Annotated in this window: 20 protein-coding genes and 5 tRNA genes; 17 read left to right on the top strand and 8 right to left on the bottom strand. The window is 59.6% G+C overall.

Annotation, left to right across the window (positions count from 1 at the left end; all coding sequences use genetic code 11):
- The first annotated feature begins 13 nt into the window (after positions 1 to 13).
- Positions 14 to 1,537, top strand: a complete 1,524-nt coding sequence (locus HU754_RS19670) for a nucleobase:cation symporter-2 family protein (protein WP_034152785.1) — start codon at positions 14 to 16, stop codon at positions 1,535 to 1,537.
- A 131-nt stretch (positions 1,538 to 1,668) separates the two neighbouring features.
- Here the strand turns inward: HU754_RS19670 and HU754_RS19665 are convergent.
- Positions 1,669 to 1,744 (bottom strand) — tRNA-Asn (locus HU754_RS19665).
- Between the two features lie 220 nt (positions 1,745 to 1,964).
- Between HU754_RS19665 and HU754_RS19660 the strand changes: the two genes are divergently transcribed.
- A complete protein-coding gene (locus tag HU754_RS19660; RefSeq protein WP_186624664.1) occupies positions 1,965 to 2,195 on the top strand; it encodes a hypothetical protein in 231 nt (76 codons plus the stop codon).
- Here HU754_RS19660 and HU754_RS19655 read toward each other — a convergent pair.
- Together HU754_RS19655 and HU754_RS19650 are read right to left on the bottom strand one after the other, a co-directional pair.
- Positions 2,192 to 2,392 (bottom strand): hypothetical protein, encoded by a 201-nt coding sequence (locus HU754_RS19655; RefSeq protein WP_095047664.1) that lies wholly within the window; start codon positions 2,390 to 2,392, stop codon positions 2,192 to 2,194. The two genes, HU754_RS19660 and HU754_RS19655, sit on opposite strands and share 4 nt — an antisense overlap.
- A 225-nt stretch (positions 2,393 to 2,617) precedes the next feature.
- Complete coding sequence (locus HU754_RS19650) at positions 2,618 to 3,814, bottom strand: amino acid aminotransferase (RefSeq protein WP_186624663.1); 1,197 nt, start codon at positions 3,812 to 3,814, stop codon at positions 2,618 to 2,620.
- Positions 3,815 to 4,151: 337 nt separating this feature from the next.
- Between HU754_RS19650 and uvrB the strand changes: the two genes are divergently transcribed.
- Complete coding sequence (gene uvrB / locus HU754_RS19645) at positions 4,152 to 6,167, top strand: excinuclease ABC subunit UvrB (protein ID WP_007913411.1); 2,016 nt, start codon at positions 4,152 to 4,154, stop codon at positions 6,165 to 6,167.
- A 114-nt stretch (positions 6,168 to 6,281) separates the two neighbouring features.
- Here the strand turns inward: uvrB and HU754_RS19640 are convergent, their stop codons facing one another.
- Together HU754_RS19640 and HU754_RS19635 are read right to left on the bottom strand one after the other, a co-directional pair.
- Positions 6,282 to 7,832, bottom strand: a complete 1,551-nt coding sequence (locus HU754_RS19640) for an MDR family MFS transporter (protein ID WP_099758524.1) — start codon at positions 7,830 to 7,832, stop codon at positions 6,282 to 6,284.
- Entirely contained in the window at positions 7,822 to 8,871 is a 1,050-nt protein-coding gene (locus tag HU754_RS19635; protein WP_186624662.1) for an HlyD family secretion protein, read from the bottom strand. The genes HU754_RS19640 and HU754_RS19635 overlap by 11 nt, the downstream gene beginning before the upstream one ends.
- A gap of 228 nt (positions 8,872 to 9,099) precedes the next feature.
- Here HU754_RS19635 and gltX point away from each other — a divergent pair, with 228 nt between their 5' ends.
- The 12 genes from gltX (at position 9,100) to HU754_RS19575 (ending at position 18,648) form a co-directional block, all read left to right on the top strand.
- Positions 9,100 to 10,581: a glutamate--tRNA ligase gene (gltX, locus tag HU754_RS19630; protein WP_099758525.1), complete on the top strand. Its 1,482-nt coding sequence runs from the start codon at positions 9,100 to 9,102 to the stop codon at positions 10,579 to 10,581.
- Positions 10,582 to 10,783: 202 nt separating this feature from the next.
- Positions 10,784 to 10,859, top strand: a tRNA-Ala gene (locus HU754_RS19625).
- Positions 10,860 to 10,938: 79 nt separating this feature from the next.
- Positions 10,939 to 11,014, top strand: a tRNA-Glu gene (locus HU754_RS19620).
- Positions 11,015 to 11,067: 53 nt separating this feature from the next.
- Positions 11,068 to 11,143: transfer RNA gene (locus HU754_RS19615), tRNA-Ala, on the top strand.
- Positions 11,144 to 11,221: 78 nt separating this feature from the next.
- Positions 11,222 to 11,297, top strand: a tRNA-Glu gene (locus HU754_RS19610).
- A 182-nt stretch (positions 11,298 to 11,479) separates the two neighbouring features.
- Complete coding sequence (locus tag HU754_RS19605; RefSeq protein WP_007913421.1) at positions 11,480 to 12,019, top strand: TetR/AcrR family transcriptional regulator; 540 nt, start codon at positions 11,480 to 11,482, stop codon at positions 12,017 to 12,019.
- A 30-nt stretch (positions 12,020 to 12,049) separates the two neighbouring features.
- Positions 12,050 to 12,883: an alpha/beta fold hydrolase gene (locus HU754_RS19600; protein WP_095124827.1), complete on the top strand. Its 834-nt coding sequence runs from the start codon at positions 12,050 to 12,052 to the stop codon at positions 12,881 to 12,883.
- Between the two features lie 46 nt (positions 12,884 to 12,929).
- On the top strand, positions 12,930 to 13,379 hold the full coding sequence (locus HU754_RS19595) for an acyl-CoA thioesterase (RefSeq protein ID WP_099758527.1): 450 nt from the start codon (positions 12,930 to 12,932) through the stop codon (positions 13,377 to 13,379).
- 158 nt (positions 13,380 to 13,537) lie between these two features.
- Positions 13,538 to 14,497, top strand: coding sequence for a tRNA dihydrouridine synthase (locus HU754_RS19590; protein WP_186624661.1), 960 nt, complete (start codon positions 13,538 to 13,540; stop codon positions 14,495 to 14,497).
- 121 nt (positions 14,498 to 14,618) lie between these two features.
- Positions 14,619 to 15,065, top strand: a complete 447-nt coding sequence (locus tag HU754_RS19585) for an Hsp20 family protein (RefSeq protein WP_093432063.1) — start codon at positions 14,619 to 14,621, stop codon at positions 15,063 to 15,065.
- Positions 15,066 to 15,253: 188 nt separating this feature from the next.
- On the top strand, positions 15,254 to 15,949 hold the full coding sequence (locus tag HU754_RS19580; protein ID WP_186624660.1) for a DUF1266 domain-containing protein: 696 nt from the start codon (positions 15,254 to 15,256) through the stop codon (positions 15,947 to 15,949).
- Positions 15,946 to 18,648 (top strand): J domain-containing protein, encoded by a 2,703-nt coding sequence (locus HU754_RS19575; protein ID WP_186624659.1) that lies wholly within the window; start codon positions 15,946 to 15,948, stop codon positions 18,646 to 18,648. The genes HU754_RS19580 and HU754_RS19575 overlap by 4 nt, the downstream gene beginning before the upstream one ends.
- Here the strand turns inward: HU754_RS19575 and HU754_RS19570 are convergent.
- The 3 genes from HU754_RS19570 to HU754_RS19560 all read right to left on the bottom strand — a co-directional run bounded on the left by HU754_RS19570 (position 18,645) and on the right by HU754_RS19560 (position 24,660).
- Positions 18,645 to 20,336: a molecular chaperone HscC gene (locus tag HU754_RS19570; RefSeq protein ID WP_186624658.1), complete on the bottom strand. Its 1,692-nt coding sequence runs from the start codon at positions 20,334 to 20,336 to the stop codon at positions 18,645 to 18,647. The genes HU754_RS19575 and HU754_RS19570 overlap by 4 nt on opposite strands.
- Positions 20,337 to 20,422: 86 nt before the next feature.
- The gene (locus HU754_RS19565; RefSeq protein WP_186624657.1) at positions 20,423 to 23,701 is read right to left on the bottom strand and encodes a sensor domain-containing protein; all 3,279 of its coding nucleotides are present in this window, start codon (positions 23,699 to 23,701) and stop codon (positions 20,423 to 20,425) included.
- Positions 23,702 to 23,775: 74 nt separating this feature from the next.
- A complete protein-coding gene (locus HU754_RS19560) occupies positions 23,776 to 24,660 on the bottom strand; it encodes a LysR family transcriptional regulator (protein WP_093432075.1) in 885 nt (294 codons plus the stop codon).
- A gap of 140 nt (positions 24,661 to 24,800) precedes the next feature.
- On the opposite strand from HU754_RS19560, the gene leuC reads away from it, so the two are divergent.
- Positions 24,801 to 26,219 (top strand): 3-isopropylmalate dehydratase large subunit, encoded by a 1,419-nt coding sequence (leuC, locus tag HU754_RS19555; RefSeq protein WP_186624656.1) that lies wholly within the window; start codon positions 24,801 to 24,803, stop codon positions 26,217 to 26,219.
- 11 nt (positions 26,220 to 26,230) lie between these two features.
- Positions 26,231 to 26,875, top strand: coding sequence for a 3-isopropylmalate dehydratase small subunit (gene leuD, locus HU754_RS19550; protein ID WP_007913445.1), 645 nt, complete (start codon positions 26,231 to 26,233; stop codon positions 26,873 to 26,875).
- Positions 26,876 to 26,987 lie beyond the last annotated feature (112 nt).

Below are 26,987 nucleotides of genomic sequence, written 5' to 3'. Positions count from 1 at the left end.
GGGAACCCCCACCATGAAAACGCCCCATGTTTCACACCAACGGCCCGAGGACGAAAATCTCGGGGTCGGCGCGAATATGGCTTACGGCCTGCAACATGTTCTGACCATGTACGGCGGTATCGTTGCGGTGCCACTGATCATCGGCCAGGCGGCCGGCCTGTCGCCGGCGGACATTGGTTTGCTGATTGCTGCTTCATTGTTTGCGGGGGGGCTGGCGACGCTGCTGCAAACCCTGGGTCTACCGTTTTTTGGTTGTCAGTTGCCGCTGGTGCAGGGCGTGTCGTTCTCCGGTGTGGCGACCATGGTCGCGATCGTCAGCAGTGGCGGGGAGGGCGGCTTCCAGTCGGTGCTTGGCGCAGTGATTGCGGCCTCCTTGATAGGCTTGTTGATCACACCGGTGTTCTCGCGCATCACCAAGTTCTTCCCGCCGCTGGTCACCGGCATCGTGATCACCACCATCGGCCTGACGCTGATGCCGGTGGCCGCGCGCTGGGCGATGGGCGGCAACAGCCACGCGCCGGACTTCGGCAGCATGCAGAACATCGGTCTCGCGGCGGTGACGCTGGTGCTGGTGTTGCTGCTGAGCAAGGTCGGCAGCTCGACCATCTCGCGTCTGTCGATCCTGTTGGCCATGGTGATCGGCACGGTGCTGGCGGTGTTCCTTGGCATGGCGGATTTCTCCAGTGTCACCACGGGGCCGATGTTTGGCTTCCCGACGCCGTTCCATTTCGGCATGCCGACCTTCCACTTCGCCGCAATTCTGTCGATGTGCATCGTGGTCATGGTGACCCTGGTGGAAACTTCGGCGGACATTCTGGCGGTCGGTGAAATCATCGGCACCAAGGTCGATTCCAAACGCTTGGGCAATGGCCTGCGGGCAGACATGCTGTCGAGCATGTTTGCGCCGATTTTCGGTTCGTTCACCCAGAGCGCCTTCGCCCAGAACGTCGGGCTGGTGGCGGTTACCGGGATCAAGAGCCGTTACGTGGTCGCTACTGGCGGTATCTTCCTGGTGATCCTTGGTCTGCTGCCGTTCATGGGCCGGGTTATCGCAGCAGTGCCGACGTCGGTACTCGGCGGCGCCGGTATCGTGCTGTTCGGCACGGTGGCGGCGAGCGGTATCCGTACGCTGTCGAAGGTTGATTACCGCAACAACGTCAACCTGATCATCGTCGCCACTTCGATCGGTTTCGGCATGATCCCGATTGCCGCACCGAACTTCTACGATCACTTCCCAAGCTGGTTCGCGACCATTTTCCATTCGGGCATCAGCTCGTCGGCGATTATGGCGATCCTGCTCAACCTGGCCTTCAATCACTTCACCGCCGGTAACTCGGATCAGCAATCGGTATTTGCGGCGGCGGAAGAGCGGACCCTGCGCTATCGAGACCTGGCGGCGCTGCGTGAAGGCGATTACTTCAGCGACGGCAAGCTGCATGACTGCGATGGCAAGGAAGTGCCGGTCATTGAGCCTGATGATCACGATCATGGGCAGGGTGCACCGAAGGTGCAGGTGAAAAGCAGCGAGCATGTCTGACCGCTGTAACTGAATAAAAAAGGGCCGATCTGGTAAGCACAGATCGGCCCTTTTTCATTTCAAGATCTTTTGACCTTTTCGAGCGCCCACAAAAAAGCCCCTGAATCTTTCGATTCAGGGGCTTTGCTATTTGGCTCCACAACCTGGACTCGAACCAGGGACCCAATGATTAACAGTCATTTGCTCTACCAACTGAGCTATTGCGGAATTGGTGCGTATGTTACTGATTCAAAAAGAGAAGTCAAGCGCCGGTTGTAAAATTAGCTGAATCCTCGGGACGAACGGTGACTTGTCAGCGATTGGCGGTTACCAGAACTGCAGCAGAGGTCTACCATGGGCGCCCGGAAGTGGTCACACGCGCTGCCGGCCATTCGCCGAAAAAGGTCTGCGTCATGAACCATTTATCCCGCAACAGCGAGGTGTTCGCATGAGCATCGCGCAAATCAGCCTGCCCAAGGGCGTTGGCCCTCACGCCGAAAAACTCTTCGATGCAATCACCCAGGCCAGTACCGCTGAGGAATTGAACCGCGCCGGTGGCAAGGCCGAAGGCTTCGTCCTGGGTCTTGAAAGCACCAAGGCGATCAAGAGTCAGATCGCCGAATCGCTGTACGTCGTTTATGACGACGCCGCGACTCAGCGTGCGATCGAACTGGCTTAACTGCCGAAGGTGATGGTGCCCATCATCAGTTTGGCGTAAGCCGCGGTGGCGGCCAGTTGCACCAGCCACAGGACCAAGCCACCCAGGAACACCCCGGCGGCGACTTGCAGCACCAGGCTCTTTTCGCGTTTTGCCGATGCGCGGGGGATGAAATCATCCAGATCGTCACGGTCGGCGCGCAGGTTGTCGTTTTTCATATCTGATCTCACAAAATTCTCGGATGTACAGAAACCCTGTAGGAGTGAGCCTGCTCGCGATATCGGTGTGTCAGGCAATGAAGCGTCAACTGATCCGACGCTATCGCGAGCAGGCTCACTCCTACATTTTGGATTTGTGTGCAGTCTAGAGGTTATGGGCGCTGTTCATCAGGCAAATAAAAACGGGAAGCCCCAAGGCTTCCCGTTTTTCATCACAGTGCGAAATCAGATGACCTGAACAATCGCATCCGTTACCGCCTTGATGTTGTTCTGGTTCAGCGCAGCCACGCAGATGCGGCCGGTGTCCAGGGCGTAGATGCCGAACTCGTTACGCAGGCGATGCACTTGTTCAGTGGTCAGGCCCGAGTAGGAGAACATGCCGCGCTGACGGCCGACGAAGCTGAAGTCGCGGCCCGGGGCTTTCTCTGCCAGCAGGGCAACCATCTGCTCGCGCATGCCGCGAATGCGCAGACGCATTTCCGCCAGCTCGGCTTCCCATTGTGCACGCAGTTCCGGGCTGTTCAATACAGCTGCAACGATGCTTGCGCCGTGGGTCGGCGGGTTGGAGTAGTTGGTGCGGATCACACGCTTGACCTGCGACAGCACGCGCGCGCTTTCTTCTTTCGATTCGCTGATGATCGACAGCGCACCAACGCGCTCGCCGTACAGCGAGAACGATTTGGAGAACGAGCTCGAAACGAAGAAAGTCAGACCGGACTCAGCGAACAGGCGCACGGCCGCGGCGTCTTCATCGATGCCGTCGCCAAAACCTTGATAGGCCATGTCGAGGAACGGCACGTGACCTTTGGCTTTAACCACTTCCAGCACGTTGTTCCAGTCCGCCGGGGTCAGGTCGACGCCGGTCGGGTTGTGGCAGCAGGCGTGCAGGACAACGACCGAGCCGTTCGGCAGGGCGTTGAGGTCTTCGAGCATGCCGGCACGATTCACATCGTGGCTGGCTGCGTCGTAGTAACGGTAGTTCTGCACCGGGAAACCGGCGGTTTCGAAAAGGGCACGGTGGTTCTCCCAGCTTGGGTCACTGATCGCCACAACGGCGTTCGGCAGCAGTTGCTTGAGGAAGTCGGCACCGATCTTCAGTGCGCCGGTCCCGCCGACGGCCTGAGTGGTGATGACGCGACCGGCGCTGATCAGCGGCGAGTCGTTGCCGAACAGCAGCTTTTGCACGGCCTGGTCGTAGGCGGCGATGCCATCGATCGGCAGGTAGCCGCGCGAAGCGTGTTGAGCGGCGCGAACGGTTTCGGCTTCGATCACGGCGCGCAGAAGTGGAATTCGCCCCTCTTCGTTGCAGTAAACACCCACGCCCAGGTTGACCTTGGTGGTCCGGGTATCGGCGTTGAATGCTTCGTTGAGGCCCAGGATTGGATCGCGGGGTGCCATTTCGACAGCGGAGAACAGGCTCATTATTGCGGCGGCTCTGAATGGAGAATGGAGGGACGTGTCGCGCTCCAGCCGGATGCACTAGAGCGGTGCACAAACGGGGAGCTAGTATAGAGGCCATTACTGACCAATGGCGACAGGCGATTCGGCTTTTAGGGTAAGTTTTTCCGATTATTTCTTGACCGTTAGTCGACTGCACGTGTCAGAGTCTTTACCGGATGTAGGACGTTTGCCTTGAAAGGTGAGGCAATCGCCACCACATTGAGCACAATCCAGGTTTTTTCTTGCGCGACACCGGTCGTTTGCGGTCGTCCCCGTGGTGTTCCGCTTTGCTCGGAATGCCGCGATCCCAGAGGTGTATATGTCCGAATTCCAGCTCGTCACCCGCTTTGAGCCTGCCGGCGATCAGCCGGAAGCCATTCGCCAACTGGTCGAGGGCATCGAAGCCGGGCTGGCACACCAGACGCTGCTCGGTGTGACCGGCTCGGGCAAGACCTTCAGCATCGCCAATGTCATCTCGCAGATTCAGCGCCCGACCCTGGTGCTGGCGCCGAACAAGACCCTTGCTGCGCAGCTGTACGGTGAGTTCAAGGCGTTCTTCCCGAACAACGCCGTCGAGTATTTCGTTTCCTACTACGACTACTACCAGCCCGAAGCCTATGTGCCGTCGTCCGACACCTTCATCGAGAAGGATGCGTCGATCAACGACCACATCGAGCAGATGCGCCTGTCCGCAACCAAAGCGTTGCTGGAGCGTAAAGACGCGATCATCGTCACCACGGTGTCGTGCATCTACGGTCTGGGTAGCCCGGAAACCTATTTGAAGATGGTCTTGCACGTCGATCGCGGCGACAAGCTCGATCAGCGTGCGCTGCTGCGGCGGCTGGCCGACTTGCAATACACGCGCAACGACATGGATTTCGCCCGTGCGACTTTCCGTGTGCGCGGCGACGTGATCGACATCTACCCGGCGGAATCCGACCTGGAAGCGATCCGCATTGAGCTGTTCGATGACGAGGTCGAAAGCATTTCCGCGTTCGACCCGCTGACCGGCGAAGTCATCCGCAAGATGCCGCGCTTCACCTTCTACCCGAAGAGCCACTATGTAACGCCACGGGAAACCCTGCTCGACGCCATCGAACACATCAAGGTCGAATTGCAGGAACGCCTCGAATACCTGCGCAGCAACAACAAACTGGTCGAAGCCCAGCGCCTTGAGCAGCGCACCCGTTTCGACCTGGAGATGATCCTCGAGTTGGGTTATTGCAACGGCATCGAGAACTACTCGCGCTACCTGTCCGGTCGCCCGGCCGGTGCCGCGCCGCCAACGCTCTACGATTACCTGCCGGCCGATGCCTTGCTGGTGATCGACGAATCCCACGTCAGCGTGCCGCAGGTCGGCGCGATGTATAAGGGCGACCGTTCGCGTAAGGAAACCCTCGTTGAATACGGCTTCCGTTTGCCGTCGGCGCTGGATAACCGACCGATGCGTTTCGACGAGTGGGAAGGGGTCAGCCCGCAGACCATTTTCGTCTCGGCGACGCCGGGCAACTACGAAGCCGAGCACGCCGGGCGTGTGGTTGAGCAAGTGGTGCGGCCGACTGGCCTGGTCGACCCGCAGGTTGAAGTGCGTCCGGCGCTGACTCAGGTCGACGATCTGCTCTCGGAAATCAGCAAACGCGTGGCGGTCGAGGAGCGGGTGCTGGTCACGACGCTTACCAAACGCATGGCCGAAGACCTTACCGATTACCTCGCCGATCACGGTGTGCGCGTGCGTTATCTGCACTCGGACATCGACACTGTTGAGCGCGTGGAAATCATCCGCGACCTGCGCCTCGGGACCTTTGATGTGCTGGTCGGGATCAACTTGCTGCGTGAAGGTCTGGACATGCCGGAAGTGTCGCTGGTGGCGATCCTCGACGCCGACAAGGAAGGCTTCCTGCGTTCCGAGCGTTCGCTGATTCAGACCATTGGTCGCGCCGCACGTAACCTCAATGGTCGGGCGATTCTTTACGCCGATCGGATGACTGGTTCTATGGAGCGGGCGATTGGCGAAACCGAACGTCGTCGCGACAAGCAGATAGCGTTCAACCTGGAAAACGGCATCACCCCGCGCGGGGTGATCAAGGACGTCGCCGACATCATGGAAGGCGCCACCGTGCCGGGTTCGCGCAGCAAGAAGCGCAAAGGCATGGCCAAGGCTGCCGAAGAGAACGCCAAGTACGAAGCCGAACTGCGTTCGCCGAGCGAGATCACCAAGCGCATTCGTGCGCTGGAAGAGAAGATGTATCAGCTGGCGCGGGATCTGGAATTTGAAGCGGCGGCGCAGATGCGGGATGAGATTGCCAAACTGCGCGAGCGGCTTTTGGCTGTTTGATCTTCATCGCCTGAGCGGGCATCTTCGCGAGCAGGCTCGCTCCCACAGGGGATTTGTGCACGACACAGATCCAAAGTGGGAGCGAGCCTGCTCGCGAATGGCGGCCGCTCGGTCCTAATGAGACTCCCCAGCCTTCAGCCCCTCGGGCAATTTCTTGGTCAGCAAAATCGCCAACATGCTGATCCCCAGTGCAATCCCGACAAAGTGAAACGCATCGTTGTAAGCCATGATCGCCGCCTGCTGATGGACAATTTCACTCAGCTTGCCCAACGCCGCCGTATCACTGCCAAACCGATCAGTCATAGACGCCAAACGCTCGGCCACCTGCGGATTGGTCGGCACCACCGCCTCGCGCAAATAATCGAAGTAGGTCTTGGTGCGCGCATCCAGAAGCGTCGCCAACAAAGCAATCCCGATCGCACCGCCGAGGTTACGCAGAATATTGAACAGACTCGACGCCGACCCCGCGTCCTGCGGCAGGATGTACGCCGTGGCGATCAGCGAAATGGTCACCATGATCAACGGCTGGCCCAGCGCACGAATAATCTGGATCTGGTTGAACTGCGGCCCGGCGAAATCCGGGTTGAGCACCCCCGAAGAAAAACTCGCTAGCCCGAACAATCCAAAACCGATCGTGCACAGCCATTTCGGCGAGACAAACTTCATCAGCTTCGGTACCAGCGGAATCAGAAACAGCTGCGGCACGCCCATCCACATGATCACTTCGCCGATCTGCAGGGCGTTGTAGTTCTGGATCTGCGCCAGATACAGCGGCAACAGATAGATCGAACCGTACAACCCGACACCCATGCCCAGACTGGAAATACTCGACAGACCGAAATTGCGATTACGCAGGATGCCCAGATTGATCAGCGGATTCGGTTTGGAGATCTGCACGATCACAAAGGTAATCAGGCTGAGCAGGGCAATGCTGCCCAGGGTCACGATCAGACTCGACTCCAGCCAATCCTTGCGATGGCCTTCTTCAAGGAATACCTGCAGACAACCGAGGCCAATCCCCAGCGTGAGAATGCCGGTGTAGTCGGTGCTTTTCAGCAGTTCCCAGTGCGCTTCTTTCTTCTCCAGCCCGTACATCAGGCCGGCAATCATGATCAGGCCCGGCGGGATGTTGATGTAGAAGATGTATTCCCAACCCCAGTTTTCCGTGAGCCAGCCGCCCAGCGTCGGGCCGATGGATGGGGCGAAGGTCGCGGTCATGGCAAACATCGCCATGCCTTTGGCGCGGTGGTGTTCGGGGAGTTTGATCAGGGTCAGGGTGAACGCCAGCGGGATCAGCGCGCCGCCGGTAAAACCCTGCATGGCGCGGAAGACGATCATGCTCTCCAGGCTCCAGGCCATCGAGCACAGCAGCGATGAAACCAGAAAGCCCAGCGACACCCACACCGCCAGACGTCGCGCCGAGAGCAACTGCACCAGCCACGCGGTCAGCGGAATCATGATGATTTCCGCGACCAGATACGAGGTGGAAATCCACGAGCCTTCTTCCAGCGTCGCCGATAAGGCGCCCTGAATATCCTTCAGAGAAGAGTTGGTGATCTGAATGTCGAGCACGGCCATAAAGGCGCCGAGCATCACGCTCATCACCGCAATCCAATCGCGCCGGGTCGGTTCGCCGACCGGGCGGATCAGCGCATCACCGGCCATTGTCCGGGGCGTCTTTGATGTTCACTTTGACGGTGACGGACATGCCCGGACGGATCTTGCCGTGCAACGGGTTGTCGGCCTTGAAGGTCAGTTTCACCGGAATCCGTTGCACGACTTTGGTGAAGTTGCCGGTGGCGTTGTCCGGCGGCAACAGGCTGAATTGCGCGCCAGACGCGGCGAACAGGCTGTCGACCCGTGCTTCGATCGGCGTGTCGCTGTAGGCATCGAAGGTCAGCTCGGCTTTTTGCCCGGGCTGCATGCGGCCGATCTGGGTTTCCTTGAAGTTGGCCTGCACCCAGATGTCTTCGTCCGGGACGATCGACAGCAGGTAAGCGCCGGCTTGCACCACTTGGCCGTTACGCGCGGCGCGCTGGCCGACCAGACCACTGATCGGTGCGTGGATTTCACTGCGGGTCAGGTTGAGTTCGGCTTGCGCGAGATCGGCGCGGGCATTGGCGATCTGCGCGTCGAGGCGTTTGATTTCTGCGTTCAGGGCGTTGACCTGCTGACGCTGGCCTTGCGCATCAGCCTGCGCCTTGGCCACTTGCGAACGGGCGATATGAGCGTCAGCGGATAGGGTGGTCACGCGTTCTTCGGAAACGTAACCGGGCTTGCGCAGGGTTTCGGCACGCGACAAATCCATTTGCGAGCGGCTCAGCGTTGCTTGTGTAGTCGCCACTTGCGCGTCACTGGAAGCAATCAGACTGGCTTGCTGAGTCAATTTGCTTTGCGCTTGCAGGCGCTCGGCTTCGCGGGTGGCAAGGGCTGCATTGGCGCGATCGATGGCCAGACGGAAATCATTCGGTTCGAGGCGCACCAGCAACTGGCCTTTTTCCACGTGTTGATTGTCCTGCACCAGCACTTCATCGATGCGCGCGCTCAATTGGCTCGAGACGCGGGTGATTTCGCCCTGGACATAAGCGTTGTCGGTGCTTTCATAAAAGCGCCCCTTGAAAAACCAATGGGCGAAAAAGCCCCCGGCAATCAGCAGGACGAGCAGCAGGAAAATCAACAGGCGACGCTTGAGTTGGGCAGGCATGGGCAAACTGTAGTCGATGAATTGTAAGGAAAGTTATCAGCAGGCGAATCTGGCATACAGCCGATAAACGGTAAATGCCATCCGCTGATATTTGCCCATTCACCAAGGCTTACGGGCGTTCCAGACGCAAACTTGGCTTAAATGCCCTGCCCGCTGGAGCGGGGCGGGTGTCGCCTGTTACCATTCGCCGCTTGATTGTTTTGCTTTTCATTCTTTTCGAGACATGCCATGACCACTGTCCGCACTCGCATCGCGCCATCGCCTACCGGGGACCCCCACGTAGGTACCGCTTACATCGCATTGTTCAACTACTGCTTTGCCAAGCAGCATGGCGGTGAGTTCATCCTGCGCATCGAAGACACTGATCAGTTGCGTTCGACCCGCGAGTCCGAACAGCAGATCTTCGACGCCCTGCGCTGGCTGGGGATCGACTGGAGCGAAGGCCCGGACGTTGGCGGCCCGCACGGCCCGTATCGCCAGAGTGAGCGCGGCGACATCTATCAGAAGTACTGCCAGCAACTGGTCGACATGGGGCACGCGTTCCCGTGCTTCTGCACCGCTGAAGAGCTGGATCAGATGCGCGCCGAGCAAATGGCTCGCGGCGAAACACCACGTTATGACGGCCGCGCGCTGCTGCTGTCGAAAGAAGAAGTCGCCGCCCGTCTGGCCGCTGGCGAACCCCACGTGATCCGCATGAAAGTGCCGAGCGAAGGCGTTTGCGTGGTGCCGGACATGCTCCGTGGCGACGTCGAGATCCCGTGGGATCGCATGGACATGCAAGTGCTGATGAAGACCGACGGCCTGCCGACGTACTTCCTCGCCAATGTCGTCGACGACCACCTGATGGGCATCACCCACGTGCTGCGCGGCGAAGAGTGGCTGCCATCGGCACCGAAACTGATTCTGCTTTACGAGTACTTCGGCTGGGAACAGCCAGAGCTGTGCTACATGCCGCTGCTGCGTAACCCGGACAAGAGCAAGCTGTCCAAGCGCAAGAACCCTACCTCGGTGACGTTCTACGAGCGCATGGGCTTCATGCCGGAAGCGATGCTCAACTACCTCGGCCGCATGGGCTGGTCGATGCCGGACGAGCGCGAGAAGTTCTCGCTGCAGGAAATGGTCGACAACTTCGACCTCAAGCGTGTGTCCCTTGGCGGGCCGATCTTCGACATCGAGAAGCTGTCGTGGCTCAACGGCCAGTGGCTGCGTGATCTGCCGGTGGAAGAGTTCGCCAGCCGTCTGCAGACCTGGGCATTGAACCCGGAATACATGATGAAGATCGCGCCGCTGGTGCAGGGCCGAGTTGAAACTTTCAGCCAGGTTGCACCGTTGGGCGGGTTCTTCTTCGCCGGTGGCGTCAATCCGGATGCCAAGCTGTTCGAGTCGAAGAAACTCTCGGGCGATCAGGTTCGCCAATTGATGCAGTTGATCCTGTGGAAGCTGGAAAGCCTGCGTCAGTGGGAGAAGGACAACATCACCGCGACGATTCAGGCTGTGGTCGAATCGCTGGAGTTGAAACTGCGCGATGCGATGCCGCTGATGTTTGCTGCGATCACCGGTCAGGCGAGTTCGGTCTCGGTGCTCGATGCCATGGAAATCCTTGGCCCGGATCTGACCCGTTATCGTCTGCGGCAGGCGATTGACCTGCTGGGCGGCGTGTCGAAGAAAGAAAACAAAGAGTGGGAAAAGCTGCTCGGCGCTATCGCCTAAGCGCTTGCGGCTTTGTGCAGGAGCTGCCGAAGGCTGCGATCTTTTGATCGTGCCTTCGGCGCTTCTCCCGAATTTACGGGGGGAGGGCGGTAAGTGATTGTTATGCCGACGAAAAACTTTGAAATTTTTCAAAAATAAGTTTGACAGACTTTCGATACGCCCTTAAGATTCGCCCCGTCCTCAGCGATGACATCAACGATGAGGGGCTATAGCTCAGCTGGGAGAGCGCTTGCATGGCATGCAAGAGGTCGACGGTTCGATCCCGTCTAGCTCCACCAATTTACACTTCGAAGCCTGGCCACACCGGCTCCGAAGCGATCAACACTCAGCGTTGATCAGTTGTATAGAAGGGTTTGCGTCCCCTTCGTCTAGTGGCCTAGGACACCGCCCTTTCACGGCGGTAACAGGGGTTCGAGTCCCCTAGGGGACGCCAGTTTTACAGAAGTGATGTTGCAAGATGTCACTCCGCCGCGAGGCGAAAAATCCGGGGCTATAGCTCAGCTGGGAGAGCGCCTGCATGGCATGCAGGAGGTCAGCGGTTCGATCCCGCTTAGCTCCACCAATTTACAGTTCAAGGTCTGGCCACACCGGCCTTGAATCGATCAGTTCTCAGCGCTGATCAGTTGTATAGAAGGTTTGTGTCCCCTTCGTCTAGTGGCCTAGGACACCGCCCTTTCACGGCGGTAACAGGGGTTCGAGTCCCCTAGGGGACGCCACGATTACCCGCTCTGCGGGATTTTATAAGGGTCATTCAATTATTGAATGGCCCTTTTGTTTGTCTGGCGTTTGGCCAATTCTCCTTTTTCCTTACACTTTGCATCAGACCAGCGGTCATATCCTTGACTTGCGGAATATTATTATGCGAATAATATTCTAGTCGTAATATTCGGAGGCAACGATGAACGATAAAAAAGCTCAAACCCGCGAACGCATCCTCAAGGCTGCCAGCGCCGCACTGATTCAGCGTGGCCCGGCCGACCCTAGCGTGGGCGAAGTGATGGGCGCAGCCGGCCTGACCGTCGGCGGTTTCTATGCGCACTTCGAAAGCAAGGACGCGATGATGCTGGAAGCGTTCAAGCAGCTTCTCGGCCGCCGCCGCGACCTGATTGCCGACATGGATGCCGAGCTGACCGGTGAAGAGCGTCGTGCCTTGGTCGCCGCGTTTTACCTGTCGCGCAAGCATCGTGATTCCAGCGACGCGGCATGCCCGATTCCAGCGTCGATCGGCGAGCTGGGCCGCTTGCCGGAATCGTTCCGCATCGCGCTGAACGAGCACCTGGAATTGATGATTGCGCAGTTGGCGTCCAGCCCTGAGGACACCGACAAAGCCCTGGCCGACGTGGCCTTGATGGTGGGTGGTCTGGCACTCGCAAGAGCGCTCGGCCCGGGAGATTTATCCGATCGATTGCTGCGCGCTGCCAAGTCGGCGGTGCGTTGACCTGAAGGCAACACGCCTGAGGAGAGAGCGATGAACACGTTGAAGTGGGTTCGTGGCGTTAATGGCACCTTGGGCTGGATTGCACCGAAACGCGTGGCGAGCAAAATGCGTCTGGCATTCATGACGCCACGTTCGCTGCCTCTTCGTGATTGGGAGTTGCCGCTGCTGGCCAGTTCCGAACGCATCACTTTGCGCTTTGGCCTCTCGGCGCTGCGCTGGGGTCAGGGCCCGACCGTGCTGCTGATGCACGGCTGGGAAGGGCGGCCAACCCAGTTTGCCGCGCTGATCACTGCGCTGGTCGATGCCGGGTATACCGTCGTCGCGTTGGATGGTCCGGCTCACGGTCGCTCGCCGGGGCGTGAAGCCAATGTGGTGTTGTTCGCCCGGGCGATGCTCGAAGCGGCTGCCGAGCTGCCGCCATTGCAAGCGGTGATCGGTCACTCCATGGGCGGCGCCAGCGCCATGCTCGCCGTGCAACTGGGCTTGCGCACCGAAACCCTTGTCAGTATTGCCGCGCCTGCGCGCATTCTTGGCGTACTGCGCGGTTTCGCCCGCTACGTCGGTATGCCGCCGCGAGCGCGCTCCGCCTTCATTCGCCAAGTCGAGCAAGACGTTGGTATGCGCGCCGCCACCCTTGATGTCGCTCACTATCAACTGGATATGCCCGGCCTGATCGTGCATGCCGAAGACGACAATTTCGTTTCGGTCAAGGAATCGCAGTTGATCCACGAATCCTGGTTCGACAGTCGCCTGTTGCGCCTTGAAGGCGGCGGGCACCAGCGTGTGCTAGCCGACCCTCGGGTGATTGATGGCGTGTTATCACTGCTGGCCGGCCGTAGCCTTCAGGCGCGCCAATCGGCCTGAGCTCCGTTACACTGCTCCGGTTGAATACTTTGACCGGGAGTGGGGCATGGGTTGGGATCGGGCAACGCCGTTTACCATTGATCTGCAAGTAGGCGCTGAGGATATCGACGGGTTGGGCCACGCGAATAACGCCGTGTACGTGACCTGGCTCGAGCGCTGCGCCTGGCGCCACTCGCAACGTCTGGGTCTGGATCTGGTCGAGTATCGGCGACTGGATCGGGCGATGGCCGTGGTCCGTCACGAGATCGATTATCTGGCAGCGGCCTATGAAGGCGACGAACTGCAATTGGCGACCTGGATCGTTGATTGGGATCAGCGCCTGAAAATGACCCGGCATTTCCAGCTCAAGCGCCCGAGCGACAATGCCACGCTGTTGCGCGCGCAAACCACGTTTGTCTGTATTGAACTGTCCACGGGTAAGCCGAAGCGCATGCCGGCTGAGTTCATCGAAGGTTATGGCCCGGCGATCCAGATCCCCGAGTCGGCAAATATCTAAACTGTAGGAGTGAGCCTGCTCGCGATAGCGGTGTGTCAGCCAACATATGCCTCACTGACACACCGCTATCGCGAGCAGGCTCACTCCTACAAGGGATCTGCGGATTTGTGCGATATCCAGTAAACTGCCGCACGTTTTTCTTCAAGTAGTGTTTTCCCATGCAGATTGCTCTGGCGCCCATGGAGGGGTTGGTCGACGACATCCTCCGCGACGTGCTGACCCGTGTTGGCGGCATCGACTGGTGCGTGACCGAATTCATCCGGGTCAACGATCAGTTGCTCACGCCGGCCTATTTCCACAAGTTCGGCCCGGAGTTGCTCAACGGTGCCCGCACCGCCTCCGGTGTGCCATTGCGCGTGCAATTGCTCGGTTCCGACCCGGTGTGTCTGGCGGAAAACGCTGCACTGGCCTGCGAACTCGGCTCTGAAGTGATTGACCTCAACTTCGGCTGCCCGGCCAAGACCGTGAACAAGTCCCGTGGCGGCGCGGTGCTGCTCAAAGAACCGGAACTGCTCAACCAGATCGTCGAACACGTGCGCCGCGCTGTACCCGCGCACATTCCCGTCACCGCAAAAATGCGCCTGGGCTTCGACAGTCCCGACGGTTCGCTGGTCTGCGCCACTGCGTTGGCTGAAGGCGGCGCCGAGCACATTGTGGTTCATGCCCGAACCAAAATGGACGGCTACAAGCCGCCGGCACATTGGGAGTGGATTCCGCGCGTGCAGGAGGTGGTCAAAGTCCCGGTGTTCGCCAATGGCGATATCTGGAGCGTTGAAGACTGGCGTCGTTGCCGCGAAATCAGCGGCGTCGAAGACATCATGCTCGGTCGCGGTCTGGTCTCGCGCCCGGATCTGGCCAGGCAGATTGCTGCCGCGCGCGCTGGCGAAGAAGTGGTCGAGATGACCTGGGCCGAGCTGATGCCGCTGATTCAGGACTTCTGGCTGCAAGCCAAAGCGCAGATGACCGCACGCCAATCGCCGGGCCGTTTGAAGCAATGGTTGGCCATGCTGACGCGCAATTATCCCGAGGCCACCGAGCTGTTTACGGTGCTGCGCCGTGAGACCGAACCGGATCATGTCTCGAGTCTGCTCGGTCTGCCAGTGGCTGCAGCGGCCTGAAAAAAATCTGCAAATAATCTCTTGAAATCATTTCAGCGGTCCCTATCTAAGGGTTACGCGATGCCGAATTCGGGTCGCGGAGTCAAAAAACCTTGCTGATTGTTTTCAGGAGATTTGAACCATGAGTACTGCATTTTCCCTCGCCCCACTGTTCCGTTCCTCGGTAGGTTTCGACCGTTTTAACGACCTGTTCGAAACCGCCCTGCGCAACGAGCCAGGCAGCAGCTACCCACCTTACAACGTCGAAAAGCACGGTGATGACCAATACCGCATCGTCGTCGCGGCCGCCGGTTTCCAGGAAGAGGACCTGGAACTGCAAGTCGAAAAAGGTGTGCTGACCATCAGTGGCGGCAAGCGTGATGCCAACGAAGGCGTGACCTTCCTGCATCAGGGCATTGCCCAGCGTGCTTTCAAGCTGTCCTTCCGCCTGGCCGATCACATCGAGATCAAGGCGGCGGATCTGAAAAACGGTCTGCTGAGCATCGACTTGTTGCGGGTGATCCCGGAAGAGGCGAAAGCCAAACGCATCCCGATCAACGGGGTGGAGAAGCCGGCGTTGCAGCACTGAGTCATGTGCCGCAACACAATCGTCTGAACGGACGATGAGCCGTTGAATGAAGGCCCCGATACGTCGGGGCCTTTTTTGTGCGCGCAAGAAAACCGTTGTTCGACTTTGCCGCTGGCGGTGGTTTCTCTACAATCCGCGGCAGTTTTGCCGACCCCCATTCCTCACCGGTCGGCCTGGAGCCTTTTTTCATGGACGAGATTCAACAGCGCTGGCTGTGCGCTTTGTCTGCGCCAATGGCGGCAATCAATACCGGCGCCAGCTACGACGACCCCGCGTTTTGCGACGATCACTACATCGACCTGAAAGACAGCTGGGGTATCGATGATCGCGGGCAATTGTTCGACATGCTCGAACGGATGACCGACGACGGCCATGCCAAACACCTCAGCGCGGCCTATCTGGCGTGGCAGCGTTGTCTGCCGAGTGAATGGCAGGCCTTGCTCGACGACCTGAGTCCCCGCGAACGCATCCTGCATGAATTCGCCAGCCGCACCTTCGGCAGTTGTGGGCCGGGGGGGATTCTGTCCTGGGACTATGGGCGCATGGGCTTTCTCTTGCGCTGTGCGGTGCGCAATCAGTGGGTCGACCTGGACGAAAGCAACTGGCTGCACAGTCGTTTAGCCCTCAGAGCGCAATTTCACTACGGTAGCTGGATGGCTTACTTCGATGGCTTTGTCGTGGGTCGGACGTTTTGGTCCTGCCTGAGCGCCAGCGACGATGAGCTTGCGCGCGAACTCGATCGACAAGGCGCCAACGCCCTTAACGTGCGGATTGCCCGCGGCCTTGCCGAGAACATTCCTCAGTTCCTTGCTGATTTGCCGTGGCACATGGAAATCGATTTGCCGCCACGTCCGGCATCGCTCAAGGAGTTCGACTGGTCATGAGTTGCTGGATCCGCCTGGGCATCGAGCCTACTAACGACGAAACCCTGATTCGCAACGCCTATCGCGCACGTTTGCCGGCGCATCACCCGGAGACCGATCCACAGGGATTTCAGGCGTTGCGCATGGCCTACGAAAACGCCCTCCGTCTGGCTCGTGAAGATGAGGAAGAGGAGCCCGAGCACGAGTACGAGTCCCAAGCCTCAGAACAGACTGTCGTTGAGGTCCCTCCAGTGTTCGGGGATTTTTGCGCGTTGCTGGATGATCCCGCGCGCCGGTTCAATTTCGCCGCGTGGCAGGCCTTTATTCGAGGGCTGGATGAGCTGTCGCTGGACGTGCTCGATGAACTCAGCTGGCCGCTGTACCACCGGATGGCCGACGCCGGTCCGTTGTCGTACCGCTGCGCGAATCTTTTGGCCAAGCGTATGGCCTGGGATCAACAGTTGCTGGATCTGGGCTTCGACGACGCGCATCAGGTGGGCTTCTTTCTCCAGCGAATCGAAACGCCGGACCCGTTCGATACGGATCTGATGTGCACATGGTCAGAGGCCGCCCAGACTGAATCGCTGTGGTACGCCCGTAGCCTCGACTTCATCTTCAACCAGCGTCCACTGCCTGAGTTCGCCGACTTCGCCAGTCAGCACACCTGCCTGCCGTTGCCGAATGATGCCGCGTTCCTCAAGCGTCTGTTGGTGCAGTTCACTCAGGCAGGTATTGGCGGTCCGACGTTTTTGCAGTGCTGTATCGAGGAGCAGCTTGCTGCACCGGACGATGTCGACTGGCTTTACCTGTTGGCGTGTCAGAGCAGTCTGCTGGGGCGCGACGATCAGGCATTGCCGTGCTGGATCCGGCTGTGGAACGAGCATCGCCATCCGATGGCGGAAAGTCGTCTGCTGGAGCTGTGTGCCAAGCGCCAGCCGACTTTTCTGCCCTTGCTGATTCAGGCATTCGATCGTCTGCAGGGCATTTCTGCCTGGCCAGAGGATCTTGCCGATGACGCCCAGGTGTATGGCTCTCCGTCACAACATCCCGAGACGCTGAACCGTTGGCTGGGTGTCGGGCGGTTAAAGCTTGAGAGCCTTGCGCAAAGTTTCGTCGATTGGCGCGTGACGGGTGATGAACTGCCATTGCTCGCGCAATTGCTGGGCGAAAATGCCGACAGCCGATTGCTGCATCTATACCGGTACGCCTGGGCGCTGCATCGGGGTGATGCGGCGTTGTTGCAGCAGATTGTGGATGCTCCGCTGCCGATCGATGCCCTCGAAAGCCTGGTGATGAGCGGATTCAAATATCAGGCTGCGCAACACCTGCGCTGGTTGGGCGAGGCACCGATTGCGCTGGCCATGAGCGCTTTCTGCGATGCGCATCCAAGTCCTCAGCCATTGCCGCAGGTGCTGACAAAAGGTGAGTCGCACAAAGTTTGTCGTCTGTGGTTGCGTCGCTTGCGGCCCTATAACGACACTGCGCTGGAACGCATGACCGAGGCGTTCAAGCTGGGTGCGGTCAAAGACGACTGTGACTTGTCCGAACTCGACTTGATGCTCCAGTTGAGACGTCGCGGGATTCAGTTGCCGCCGGTCGGGCTGGGTGAGGCCACTTGGGAGTGGCACGCGCAGACCCTGTTTTTGCTGGCATTGCTGGAACAACCCGAACGCTGGCTGCAAATGATTGACGCGCAGTGCGTGGAGCGCCTGCCTTTCAATCCGGCCCATCCGTTGAGTCGCCTGCAACCGTTGTTACGGCGCTTGCAGCGTGAGCAAGGCCATTGCGCCGGTTTGCTCGGATGGTTGCAAGGCAATGACCCGGTGCACGGCTTGTTGGTGCAGCAATTGTTCAGCGTACAGCAGGCACTCGACAGTGCCCGGTTGCCGGCCAATAGCCTGCTTTACACCTGCCTCGAAAGCGATCGTGCTGCCTGCGGCGATGATTTGCTGGGGTTGATGATGTTCTGGGGCGTGCTCTATCACGATCCGAGCCTGAGTGCTGAGCAGCATCGCGCATTGTTGCAGTCGATTGCGGCGATCAGTTGTGAGGACGATTGGTTCGAAGGCTTCCGCGACGGTTTGATCAAAGGCGAGCCGGTGTGGCCGCCGCGCAAAGTGCTGACCGATTTTGGCGTCGACAAACTGTTGGCGTATGAAGCGCTGGATGCGCTCAAGGGCCTGATTCGCTATGGCGCTGCTGGCGTGCCGAAAACGCGCGTCCTGCGCCAACTGCAACAGGGCAAGGACGATGTGCAGAACAGCATCGGGCTGCGCCTGGCTCTGTGCGCGATATTGTCCTGGTCGGAACGATTACTGCTGGCGAAAAGCGATGCTCAGCCGGTACCGGCGACAGCGATCTGGCGTCTGGGATCGCGGTTGGGGCGTAAGGCTTTTATCGCTCAGGTCTTGGCCTGCGTGGTGATTGCACCGGTGGCAGGGCTGATCAGTGGCACCACGGGCGCTGGCATTCTTATCCTGATACTCGGAGTTCTGCTGGTATTTGGCGCGATTTTGCGTCGCTTGCACGACATGGGCCGGGGCATCCCGACCTTGTTGATCTTCATGGCGCTGACACCGATGTTGCCATTCCTGCCGCTGCTGCTGTTCGGCTTTCCCGGTGACAAGTTGCCCAACCGCTATGGTGTGCCGCCGGACAGCGGCGATAGCGAGATGCTGTCCGGCGGCCTGCAGGCTGCCTTGCGGCGCCTCAACGGCTAGAGGCGCAGTTGATCCAGTGCCTTGTTCAGCTCTGTGCGATGGCTGGTGATCTCCGCTGATTGCTGGCCGCCGAGCACTGTGGTGAAGCTGTGCAGCCACTCGGCTATGTGCTCGCGTTGCGCACCGAGGCTCTGCATCCATGCCCGCTCCAGACGGGCCAGCAATGTGCGGTTGGGCAGTGCGTCACGTGGATGGACTTTCAGCGTCGACAGCCGGTTATGGCTGTCTCGGCGCGCTTGCTCGTCCAGACCGGTGGGACTGCGGTCGATGCTGTGACTGTGACGCTCGCCGGTTTCGAGCAGGGTGACGTCGACTTCGAGCAAACCGTTGATGTCATAGCTGAAGCGCACGTCCAGTTCCTGGATGTGTTGAGTAGGCGTCAACGTGACTTCGAAAGCATCAATCAGAATGTTGTCGCACACCCACGGCCGTTCACCCTGATAGACCGCGATGCGCAGCACTGTTTGCTTAGGTTGGGTGGTGTAATAGCGCTCCACCCTTGACGTCGGAATGATGGTGTTACGTTCGATGATGGGCGAGAAGGCACCTTTGATGTCTTCTCCACGCATGGTCGCAATCCCCAGCGTATACGGGCAGACATCCGTCAGAATCAACTCTTCAACCGCCCCGTCACGCGCCTTGCACGCCGCTTGCGTCGCCGCCCCGAGCGCAACAATGGTATCCGGATCAAGATGCCGGTAAGGCAGGCGCCCGAACAACGTCGCAACCATCTGCTGCACCGCCGGCATGCGCGTGGCGCCGCCGACCAGCACCAGGCTGTCGAGGTCGCGCGGCTTGAGGCGAGCATCGCGCAGCGCCTGTTCGATCGGTGCACGCAAACGGGCGAGTAGCGGCTCCCAGATTTTCACCGCAGCGGCTTCGTCCAGCGACCACTCGAACGTTTTGTCGCCATGGCGCCAGCTCAGCGGCTGAACACCTTCAGCGAGTTTACATTTCAGTTGCTCCAGGGCATCACCGAGGCTGGCCATGCTTTGCGCATCAACCATGGCCGGGGTCAGTTGCCAGTGTTTCAGGCAGGCCTGCAACAGCGCAGCGGTGAAGTCTTCGCCGCCGAGAAAGTTGTCGCCAGTGGAGGCGTGCACTTCGATCAGGGGCAAAGCGTATTCCAGCACCGTGACATCAAAGGTGCCGCCGCCCAGATCGAAGATCAGCGTGCGTTCGAATTTCTGTTCATGCAGCCCGTAAGCCATCGCGGCGGCGGTTGGCTCGTTGATCAGGCGTGTCACCGAGAGCCCGGCCAGTTCGGCGGCAAACAGCGTGCGTTTGCGTTGTTCGTCACTGAAATACGCCGGGACGGAAATCACCGCTTCCGATACCGCGTGGCCGAGAAAGGCTTCGGCGTCCTGCTTGAGTGCGCCGAGTACCAGCGCCGACAACTCTTCCGGACTGAACTGGCGTGTACCGAGCTGGACTTGCTTATCGCTGCCCATGAAGCGCTTGAATGCTGCGGCGGTGCGATCCGGGTGCGTGGTCAGGCGCGCGCGGGCGGCTTTGCCGACCAGAATCGTGTCGTCTTCATCGAGGCTGACCACCGAGGGCGTCAGCACATCACCCAGGGCGTTGGGAATCAGCCTGGCCTGACCGTCCTGCCAGACGGCGATCAGACTGTTGGTGGTGCCAAGGTCGATGCCCAGCAGGGCCGGGCGGGGGAGGGTTGCATCCTGCATGTCAGATCTCGAAACGGCGCAAAAACCGCGACCCTACAGGTTGCTGCAAATCGTGGCAATTGCGCGTCTGTTGCAACGTGCACCGGTTACGGCAAGAGCTTTTTCAGATCCTCGAGCGCAACCGGTCGACTGTGCAGATAGCCTTGATACAAATGGCAGCCCAAACCCTGCAGGAACGCCAGTTGTTCCGGGGTTTCGACGCCCTCGGCAATCACCTCCAGCTCCAGGCTGCGCGCCATGGCGACAATCGCGCGGATGATCTCGGCATCGTTCGGGTCGGTCGTGGCATCGCGGATAAACGACTGATCGATTTTCAGCGTGTCCACCGGCAGGCGCTTGAGGTAAGTCAGCGACGAATAGCCAGTGCCGAAATCATCCATCGCAAAGCTCACGCCGAGTTTTTTCAGCCGGCGCATTTTGCTGATGGTGTCTTCCAGATTCTGGATGACGATGCCTTCGGTGATCTCCAGTTTCAGTAGCGAGCAGGGCAGGCCATGGCTGCTCATGCTGTGTTCGATGCGCTCGACGAAATCGTTCTGGCGGAACTGTCGCGGACTGATGTTTACACACAGGCTGAAGTTCAGCGGGTCGACCAGTTTCAGGGCTATCAGTTGTTTAAACGCATTGCAGGCTTCGTCGAGGATCCAGGTGCCGACTTCGAGAATCAGGCCGCTGTCTTCCAGTACTTTGATGAACTCGGTGGGTGACTGCGCGCCCAGCTCCGGGTGATTCCAGCGCACCAAGGCTTCGGCGCCGATGATGCGGTTGTCGCGGGCGTCGACCTGCGGCTGAAAGTGCACGTTGAATTCACCGCGCGACAGCGCCAGGCGCAAGTCGGTTTCCATGCGCAGCCGTTCGCTGGCGGCCTTCTGCATGGTGTTGTGATACATCTGCGTGGTGTTGCGCCCGGAATCCTTGGCCCGGTACAGCGCGATGTCGGCGCGTTTGAGCAGGTCGGTCGGCGTCGAGCCATGATCGGGAATCAGCGCCACGCCGATGCTTGGCGTGACTTGCAGGCGCTGGCCGTCGAGGAACATCGGTTCCGAGAGCAATTCGCGCAGGGTGTCGGCCAGATTGCGCACTTGCGCGCTGACCTCATTGCGCGAGCCTTCGAGGCCGCTGAGCAGCACGACAAACTCGTCGCCACCAAGGCGCGCGACGGTATCTTCCATGCGCACACTGGCTTCGAGCCGCGCCGTGATGATTTTCAGCACGGTGTCGCCGACCGGGTGGCCGAGAGAGTCGTTGATGTGCTTGAAGTGATCGAGGTCGAGAAACAGCAAGGCACCGCGCAGGTTGTGGCGCTTGAGCAGGGCGATCTGCTGGCTCAGGCGATCCATCAGCAGGGCGCGGTTGGGCAGGTTGGTCAGCGGGTCGTGATAGGCCAGATGCCGGATCTGTGCTTCGGCGTTTTTCAGCAGGCTGACGTCCCGCGCGGTTAGCAGCAGGCACGCGGTTTCATTGAGGGTGATCGGCTCGACCGAGACCTCCACCGTCAGCATTTCCCCGCGTTTGTTGCGCCCGAGCATTTCCTGATGGTGCACGCGGCCCTTGATCTGCAACTCGGCGAGTAACGCCGAACGCTGTTTCTCTTCAGCCCAAATACCCACCTGATAAACCGTTTTGCCCACGACCTCTTCGGCACGATAGCCAGTGAGACGGCAAAAACCGTCGTTGACCTCCAGATAACGCCCGGTGTCGCGCTCGGTAATGGTGATTGCGTCGGGGCTGGAGTGGAACGCCTTGGCGAATTTCTCCTCACTGGCTTTCAGCGCTGCTTCCGAGCGCTGCTGCTGGGTGATGTCGCGCAGAGTGGTGACGATACAAGCCTGATCGCCGACGCTGATCTGCCGGCTGGAAATCACACAGGTCAGCGACTGGCCGTCCTTGTGCTGGACGATGATTGCGACATTGCTCAAGCCCTGTTCGCGGATGACCCGTTCAATCCGTTGCAGGCTTTTCGCCGAGGCGTCCCACAGGCCAATTTCTTCGGCGGTATGGCCGATGACGTCGGCGGCGCTCCAGCCGAACGTCTGGGTAAAGCTGTTATTGATCTCGATGAACTCGCCGCTGTCCTGGCGGGTGACGCAGATCGGGTCCGGGCTGACCTGGAACAGCGTGGCGAATTTCTCTTCCGAGGCCACCAGCCGCTGTTCACGCTCGACCTGATCGGTGATGTCCAGCAGTGTGCCGGCCATGCGCAGCGGTGCGCCGTTGTCGTCGCGGTAGAGGCGGGCGCGGCTTTCCAGATAGCGCGAACTGCCGTCCGGCAATTGCACGCGATAGGTCAGTTGATAGTTGCCTGCCGGGCCTTCGCGCAGGCTGCGGTAGGCGTCGCGCATGCTGTCGCGTTCCTCACCGGGGACGCCTTCGAAAAACTCTTCGAACGACTCATGAAACGGTTTCGGCTCCAGCCCGTGCAACTGCGCGGCGCGCGCCGAGCCGTAGAGCATGCCGCTGGGAATGTGCCAGTCCCAGGTGCCGAGTTGTGCCGAGTCCAGTGCCAGATCGAGACGTTCCTGGCTGTCCTTCAAGGCGTGTTCGGCGGCTTTGCGTTCGGTGGTGTCGAGAAACGTACTGAGCAGATACGGCTGGCCTTCGAGTTCGACTTTCTGCGCACTGAGAATGCCGTCGTGGATTTGCCCGTTGCTGGCGCGAAACTGCACTTCCATGGCGATCAGCTCGCCTTTGGCTTTGGTTTTTTTCACCAGTTCTGCGCGTTGCTCCGGGTGCACCCACAAACCCAGCTCCAGCGTGGTGCGGCCGATGGCGCTCTGCACTGGCCAGCCAAACAGGCTTTCAAAATACTGATTGGCCTCGCTGATCAAACCGTCTTCCTGACGGGTCAGCAGGACCATGTTCGGGCACAGGTGAAAAAGTGTCGCGAAACGTTTTTCCGAACTGCTCAGCGCCTGCTCGCGCTGGCGCTGGTGGGTGATTTCGCGAATCACCCCGATCATTCGGGGGCGGCCGTTTTTATCCGGCAGCAGGCTGCCGCTGATTTCCAGCCAGTGCAGGCTGCCGTCAGGCCAGCGGATGCGGTGGTGCATCGCTTGTTCCAGCGGCGCCCCGGCAATCACCGCGTGGAAGGCGCGAACGGTTTTCGCGCGGTCTTCCGGGGGCAGCAGATCAAGGTATTCAAGGTCTGCCGGCAGCGGCTGGCGCGGGTCGAAACCGAACAAGGCCTGGGTGCCACGCGACCAACTGATCTGCCCGCGCTCGATGTCCCAGTACCAGGCGCCGAGCCGCGCGCCGTTGAGCGCCGCCAGCAATTGCGGCGCGCTCTCCCAGCTCTGCTCGGAATGTCGCGGGTCAATCGCCTGAATACGCGGCATCGGCGGAATTCGGTCAACAGATTTCGGCATCGTGGACAAGCCTTGAGCTGAGGGTGACGTTAGGCACAGGGGCAGCGGCTCTTTAGGAGTAGCACAAGATGGCCTCAAGTCCCTGGCAGATCGATTTGTGCATCCAGTAAGGCCATAAAGGCCCGCGCCGCATTCGAGAGCGTCCGTTCAGTGTGCAGGATATAGCCTAGCTGGCGACTGAGCTGTATGCCCGGCAATACGATGCTTGCCACCTGCTCGTCGAGCATGGTGCGCGGCAAAACGCTCCAGGCCAGGCCGATCGAGACCATCATCTTGATGGTTTCCAGGTAGTTGGTACTCATGGCGATGTTCGGCGTCAGGCTCTGGGCCTCGAATAACCGTTGGACAATGTGGTGCGTGAAGGTGTTGCCACCGGGGAAAACCGCCGGATGACCGGCAATGTCCGCCAGAGTGACGGGGCCATTGCTGATCAGTGAATGCTCCGGGGCGACCACGAAATCCAGCGGGTCGTCCCAGACCGGCGTGGCTTTGACCAGTGCGTGAGGCTCCGGCGCCAGGGTGATGACCGCCAGTTCGGCGCGGCCGTGGAGAATTTCTTCGTAGGCCACTTCCGAATCAAGGAACTGAATATCCAGCGCCACCTCTGGGTAACGGCGGGTGAATTCCCTTAATAGAGGCGGCAAACGGTGCAGGCCAATGTGGTGACTGGTGGCCAGCGTCAGGCGACCGCTGACTTCGCCGGTGAGGTTGGTCAGGGCGCGGCGGGTGTCATCCAGCACGTTGAGAATCTGATACGCCCGTGGCAGCAGGGCGCGGCCAGCCTCGGTCAGGCCGACTTCACGGCCCAGTCGATCGAACAGGCGCACCTTCAATTGCTGCTCCAGCCCGGCGATGCGTTTGCTGATCGCCGGTTGTGTCAGGTGCAGGCGTTCGCCGGCGCCGGAGAAGCTGCCGGTCTCGGCAATCGCGATAAAAGCGTTGAGGTTGGCCAGATCCATGTTCGTATTCCAGTTGGTTATCCAAAGCATAAAAAATATGAATTTGAGTTATTTAATCTAACCCCATAGGATCGGCCTCACAAGCCAAAGGGTTATTGATAAGCCCAGGGCATAGAAACAAGCTGATGAGGAACCGTCTGATGGCCGGCAAAACGCTCTACGACAAGCTCTGGGATTCGCATTTGGTCAAGCAGCGCGACGATGGCTCGGCGCTGATCTACATCGATCGTCACATCATCCACGAAGTGACCTCGCCGCAAGCCTTCGAAGGCCTGCGTCTGGCCGGGCGCAAGCCTTGGCGCATCGATGCCAACATCGCGACCCCGGACCATAACGTACCGACGACCCCGGAGCGCAAGGGCGGCATCGAAGCCATTGCCGATCAGGTCTCGCGTTTGCAGGTTCAGACCCTCGATGACAACTGTGATGAATACGGCATCGTCGAGTTCAAGATGAACGACGTTCGCCAGGGCATCGTCCACGTGATCAGCCCGGAGCAGGGGGCAACCTTGCCGGGCATGACCGTGGTCTGCGGCGACTCGCACACCTCGACTCACGGCGCGTTCGGTGCTCTGGCGCACGGTATCGGCACTTCCGAGGTCGAGCACGTGCTCGCCACCCAGTGCCTGGTCGCGAAGAAAATGAAAAACATGCTGGTGCGCGTTGAAGGGCAATTGCCGTTCGGCGTGACCGCCAAGGACATCGTCCTCGCGGTGATCGGCAAGATCGGCACCGCCGGCGGTAACGGCCACGCCATCGAATTCGCTGGCAGCGCGATCCGCGACTTGTCCGTCGAAGGCCGCATGACCATCTGCAACATGTCCATCGAAGCCGGCGCCCGCGTTGGCCTGGTGGCAGCGGACCAGAAGACTGTCGATTACGTGAAGGGCCGTCCATTCGCACCGAAAGGCGCCGAATGGGACATGGCCGTCGAAGCCTGGAAAGACCTGGTTTCCGATGACGACGCCAAGTTCGACACCGTGGTTGAGCTCGACGCCGCACAGATCAAGCCGCAAGTCAGCTGGGGCACGTCCCCGGAAATGGTTTTGGCCGTTGATCAGAACGTGCCGGACCCGGCCCAAGAGATGGATCTGGTCAAACGCGACTCGATCGTCCGTGCCTTGAAGTACATGGGTTTGACCGCCAATCAGGCGATCACCGACATTCAGCTGGATCGCGTGTTTATCGGTTCCTGCACCAACTCGCGGATCGAAGATTTGCGCGCTGCGGCGGTGATCGCCAAGGGCCGCAAAGTCGCTTCGACCATCAAGCAAGCGATCGTGGTGCCGGGCTCGGGTCTGGTCAAGGCGCAGGCTGAGGCCGAAGGTCTGGACAAGATTTTCCTCGAAGCCGGTTTCGAATGGCGTGAGCCGGGCTGCTCGATGTGCCTGGCGATGAACCCGGACCGTTTGGAGTCCGGCGAGCATTGCGCCTCGACCTCCAACCGTAACTTCGAGGGCCGTCAGGGTGCCGGTGGCCGTACCCACCTCGTCAGCCCGGCCATGGCGGCTGCGGCAGCGGTGAACGGTCGTTTCATCGACGTTCGTGAATTGATCTAAAGGAGCGCAGCATGAAAGCTTTTACCCAGCACACTGGTCTTGTCGCGCCTCTGGATCGTGCCAACGTCGACACCGACCAGATCATTCCGAAGCAGTTCTTGAAGTCGATCAAGCGCACCGGTTTCGGCCCGAACCTGTTTGACGAGTGGCGTTACCTCGATGTCGGGCAACCGTATCAGGACAACTCCAAGCGCCCGTTGAACAAGGACTTCGTGCTCAACGCCGAGCGTTATCAAGGCGCCAGCGTGTTGCTGGCCCGTGAGAACTTCGGTTGCGGCTCCAGCCGTGAACACGCGCCATGGGCGCTGGAAGAATACGGTTTCCGCAGCATCATCGCGCCGAGCTACGCCGACATTTTCTTCAACAACAGCTTCAAGAACGGCTTGCTGCCGATCATCTTGAGCGACGCTGAAGTCGATGAGTTGTTCAAGCAGGTCGAGGCTGAGCCGGGCTATCAATTGCAGGTCGATCTGCAAGCGCAGACCGTGACCCGTCCGGATGGCAAGGTGTACAGCTTCGAGATCGATGCGTTCCGCAAGCACTGCCTGTTGAATGGTCTGGACGATATTGGTTTGACCTTGCAGGACGGTGATGCGATTGCGACGTTTGAGGCCAAGCATCGGGTTAGCCAGCCGTGGTTGTTCCGCGACGCATAAGCAACTTTTGAATTGATGCAGTTCAGGCTGGCCTCTTCGCGAGCAAGCTCGCTCCCACAGGGGAATGCATTTCAAGTGTGGGAGCGAGCTTGCTCGCGAAGGCGTTAGTCCA

Source organism: Pseudomonas zeae (assembly GCF_014268485.2).
GTDB lineage: Bacteria > Pseudomonadota > Gammaproteobacteria > Pseudomonadales > Pseudomonadaceae > Aquipseudomonas > Aquipseudomonas neuropathica.
The sequence above is the reverse complement of the archived record's forward strand: the minus strand, read 5'-3'. Positions and strand labels throughout refer to the sequence as shown.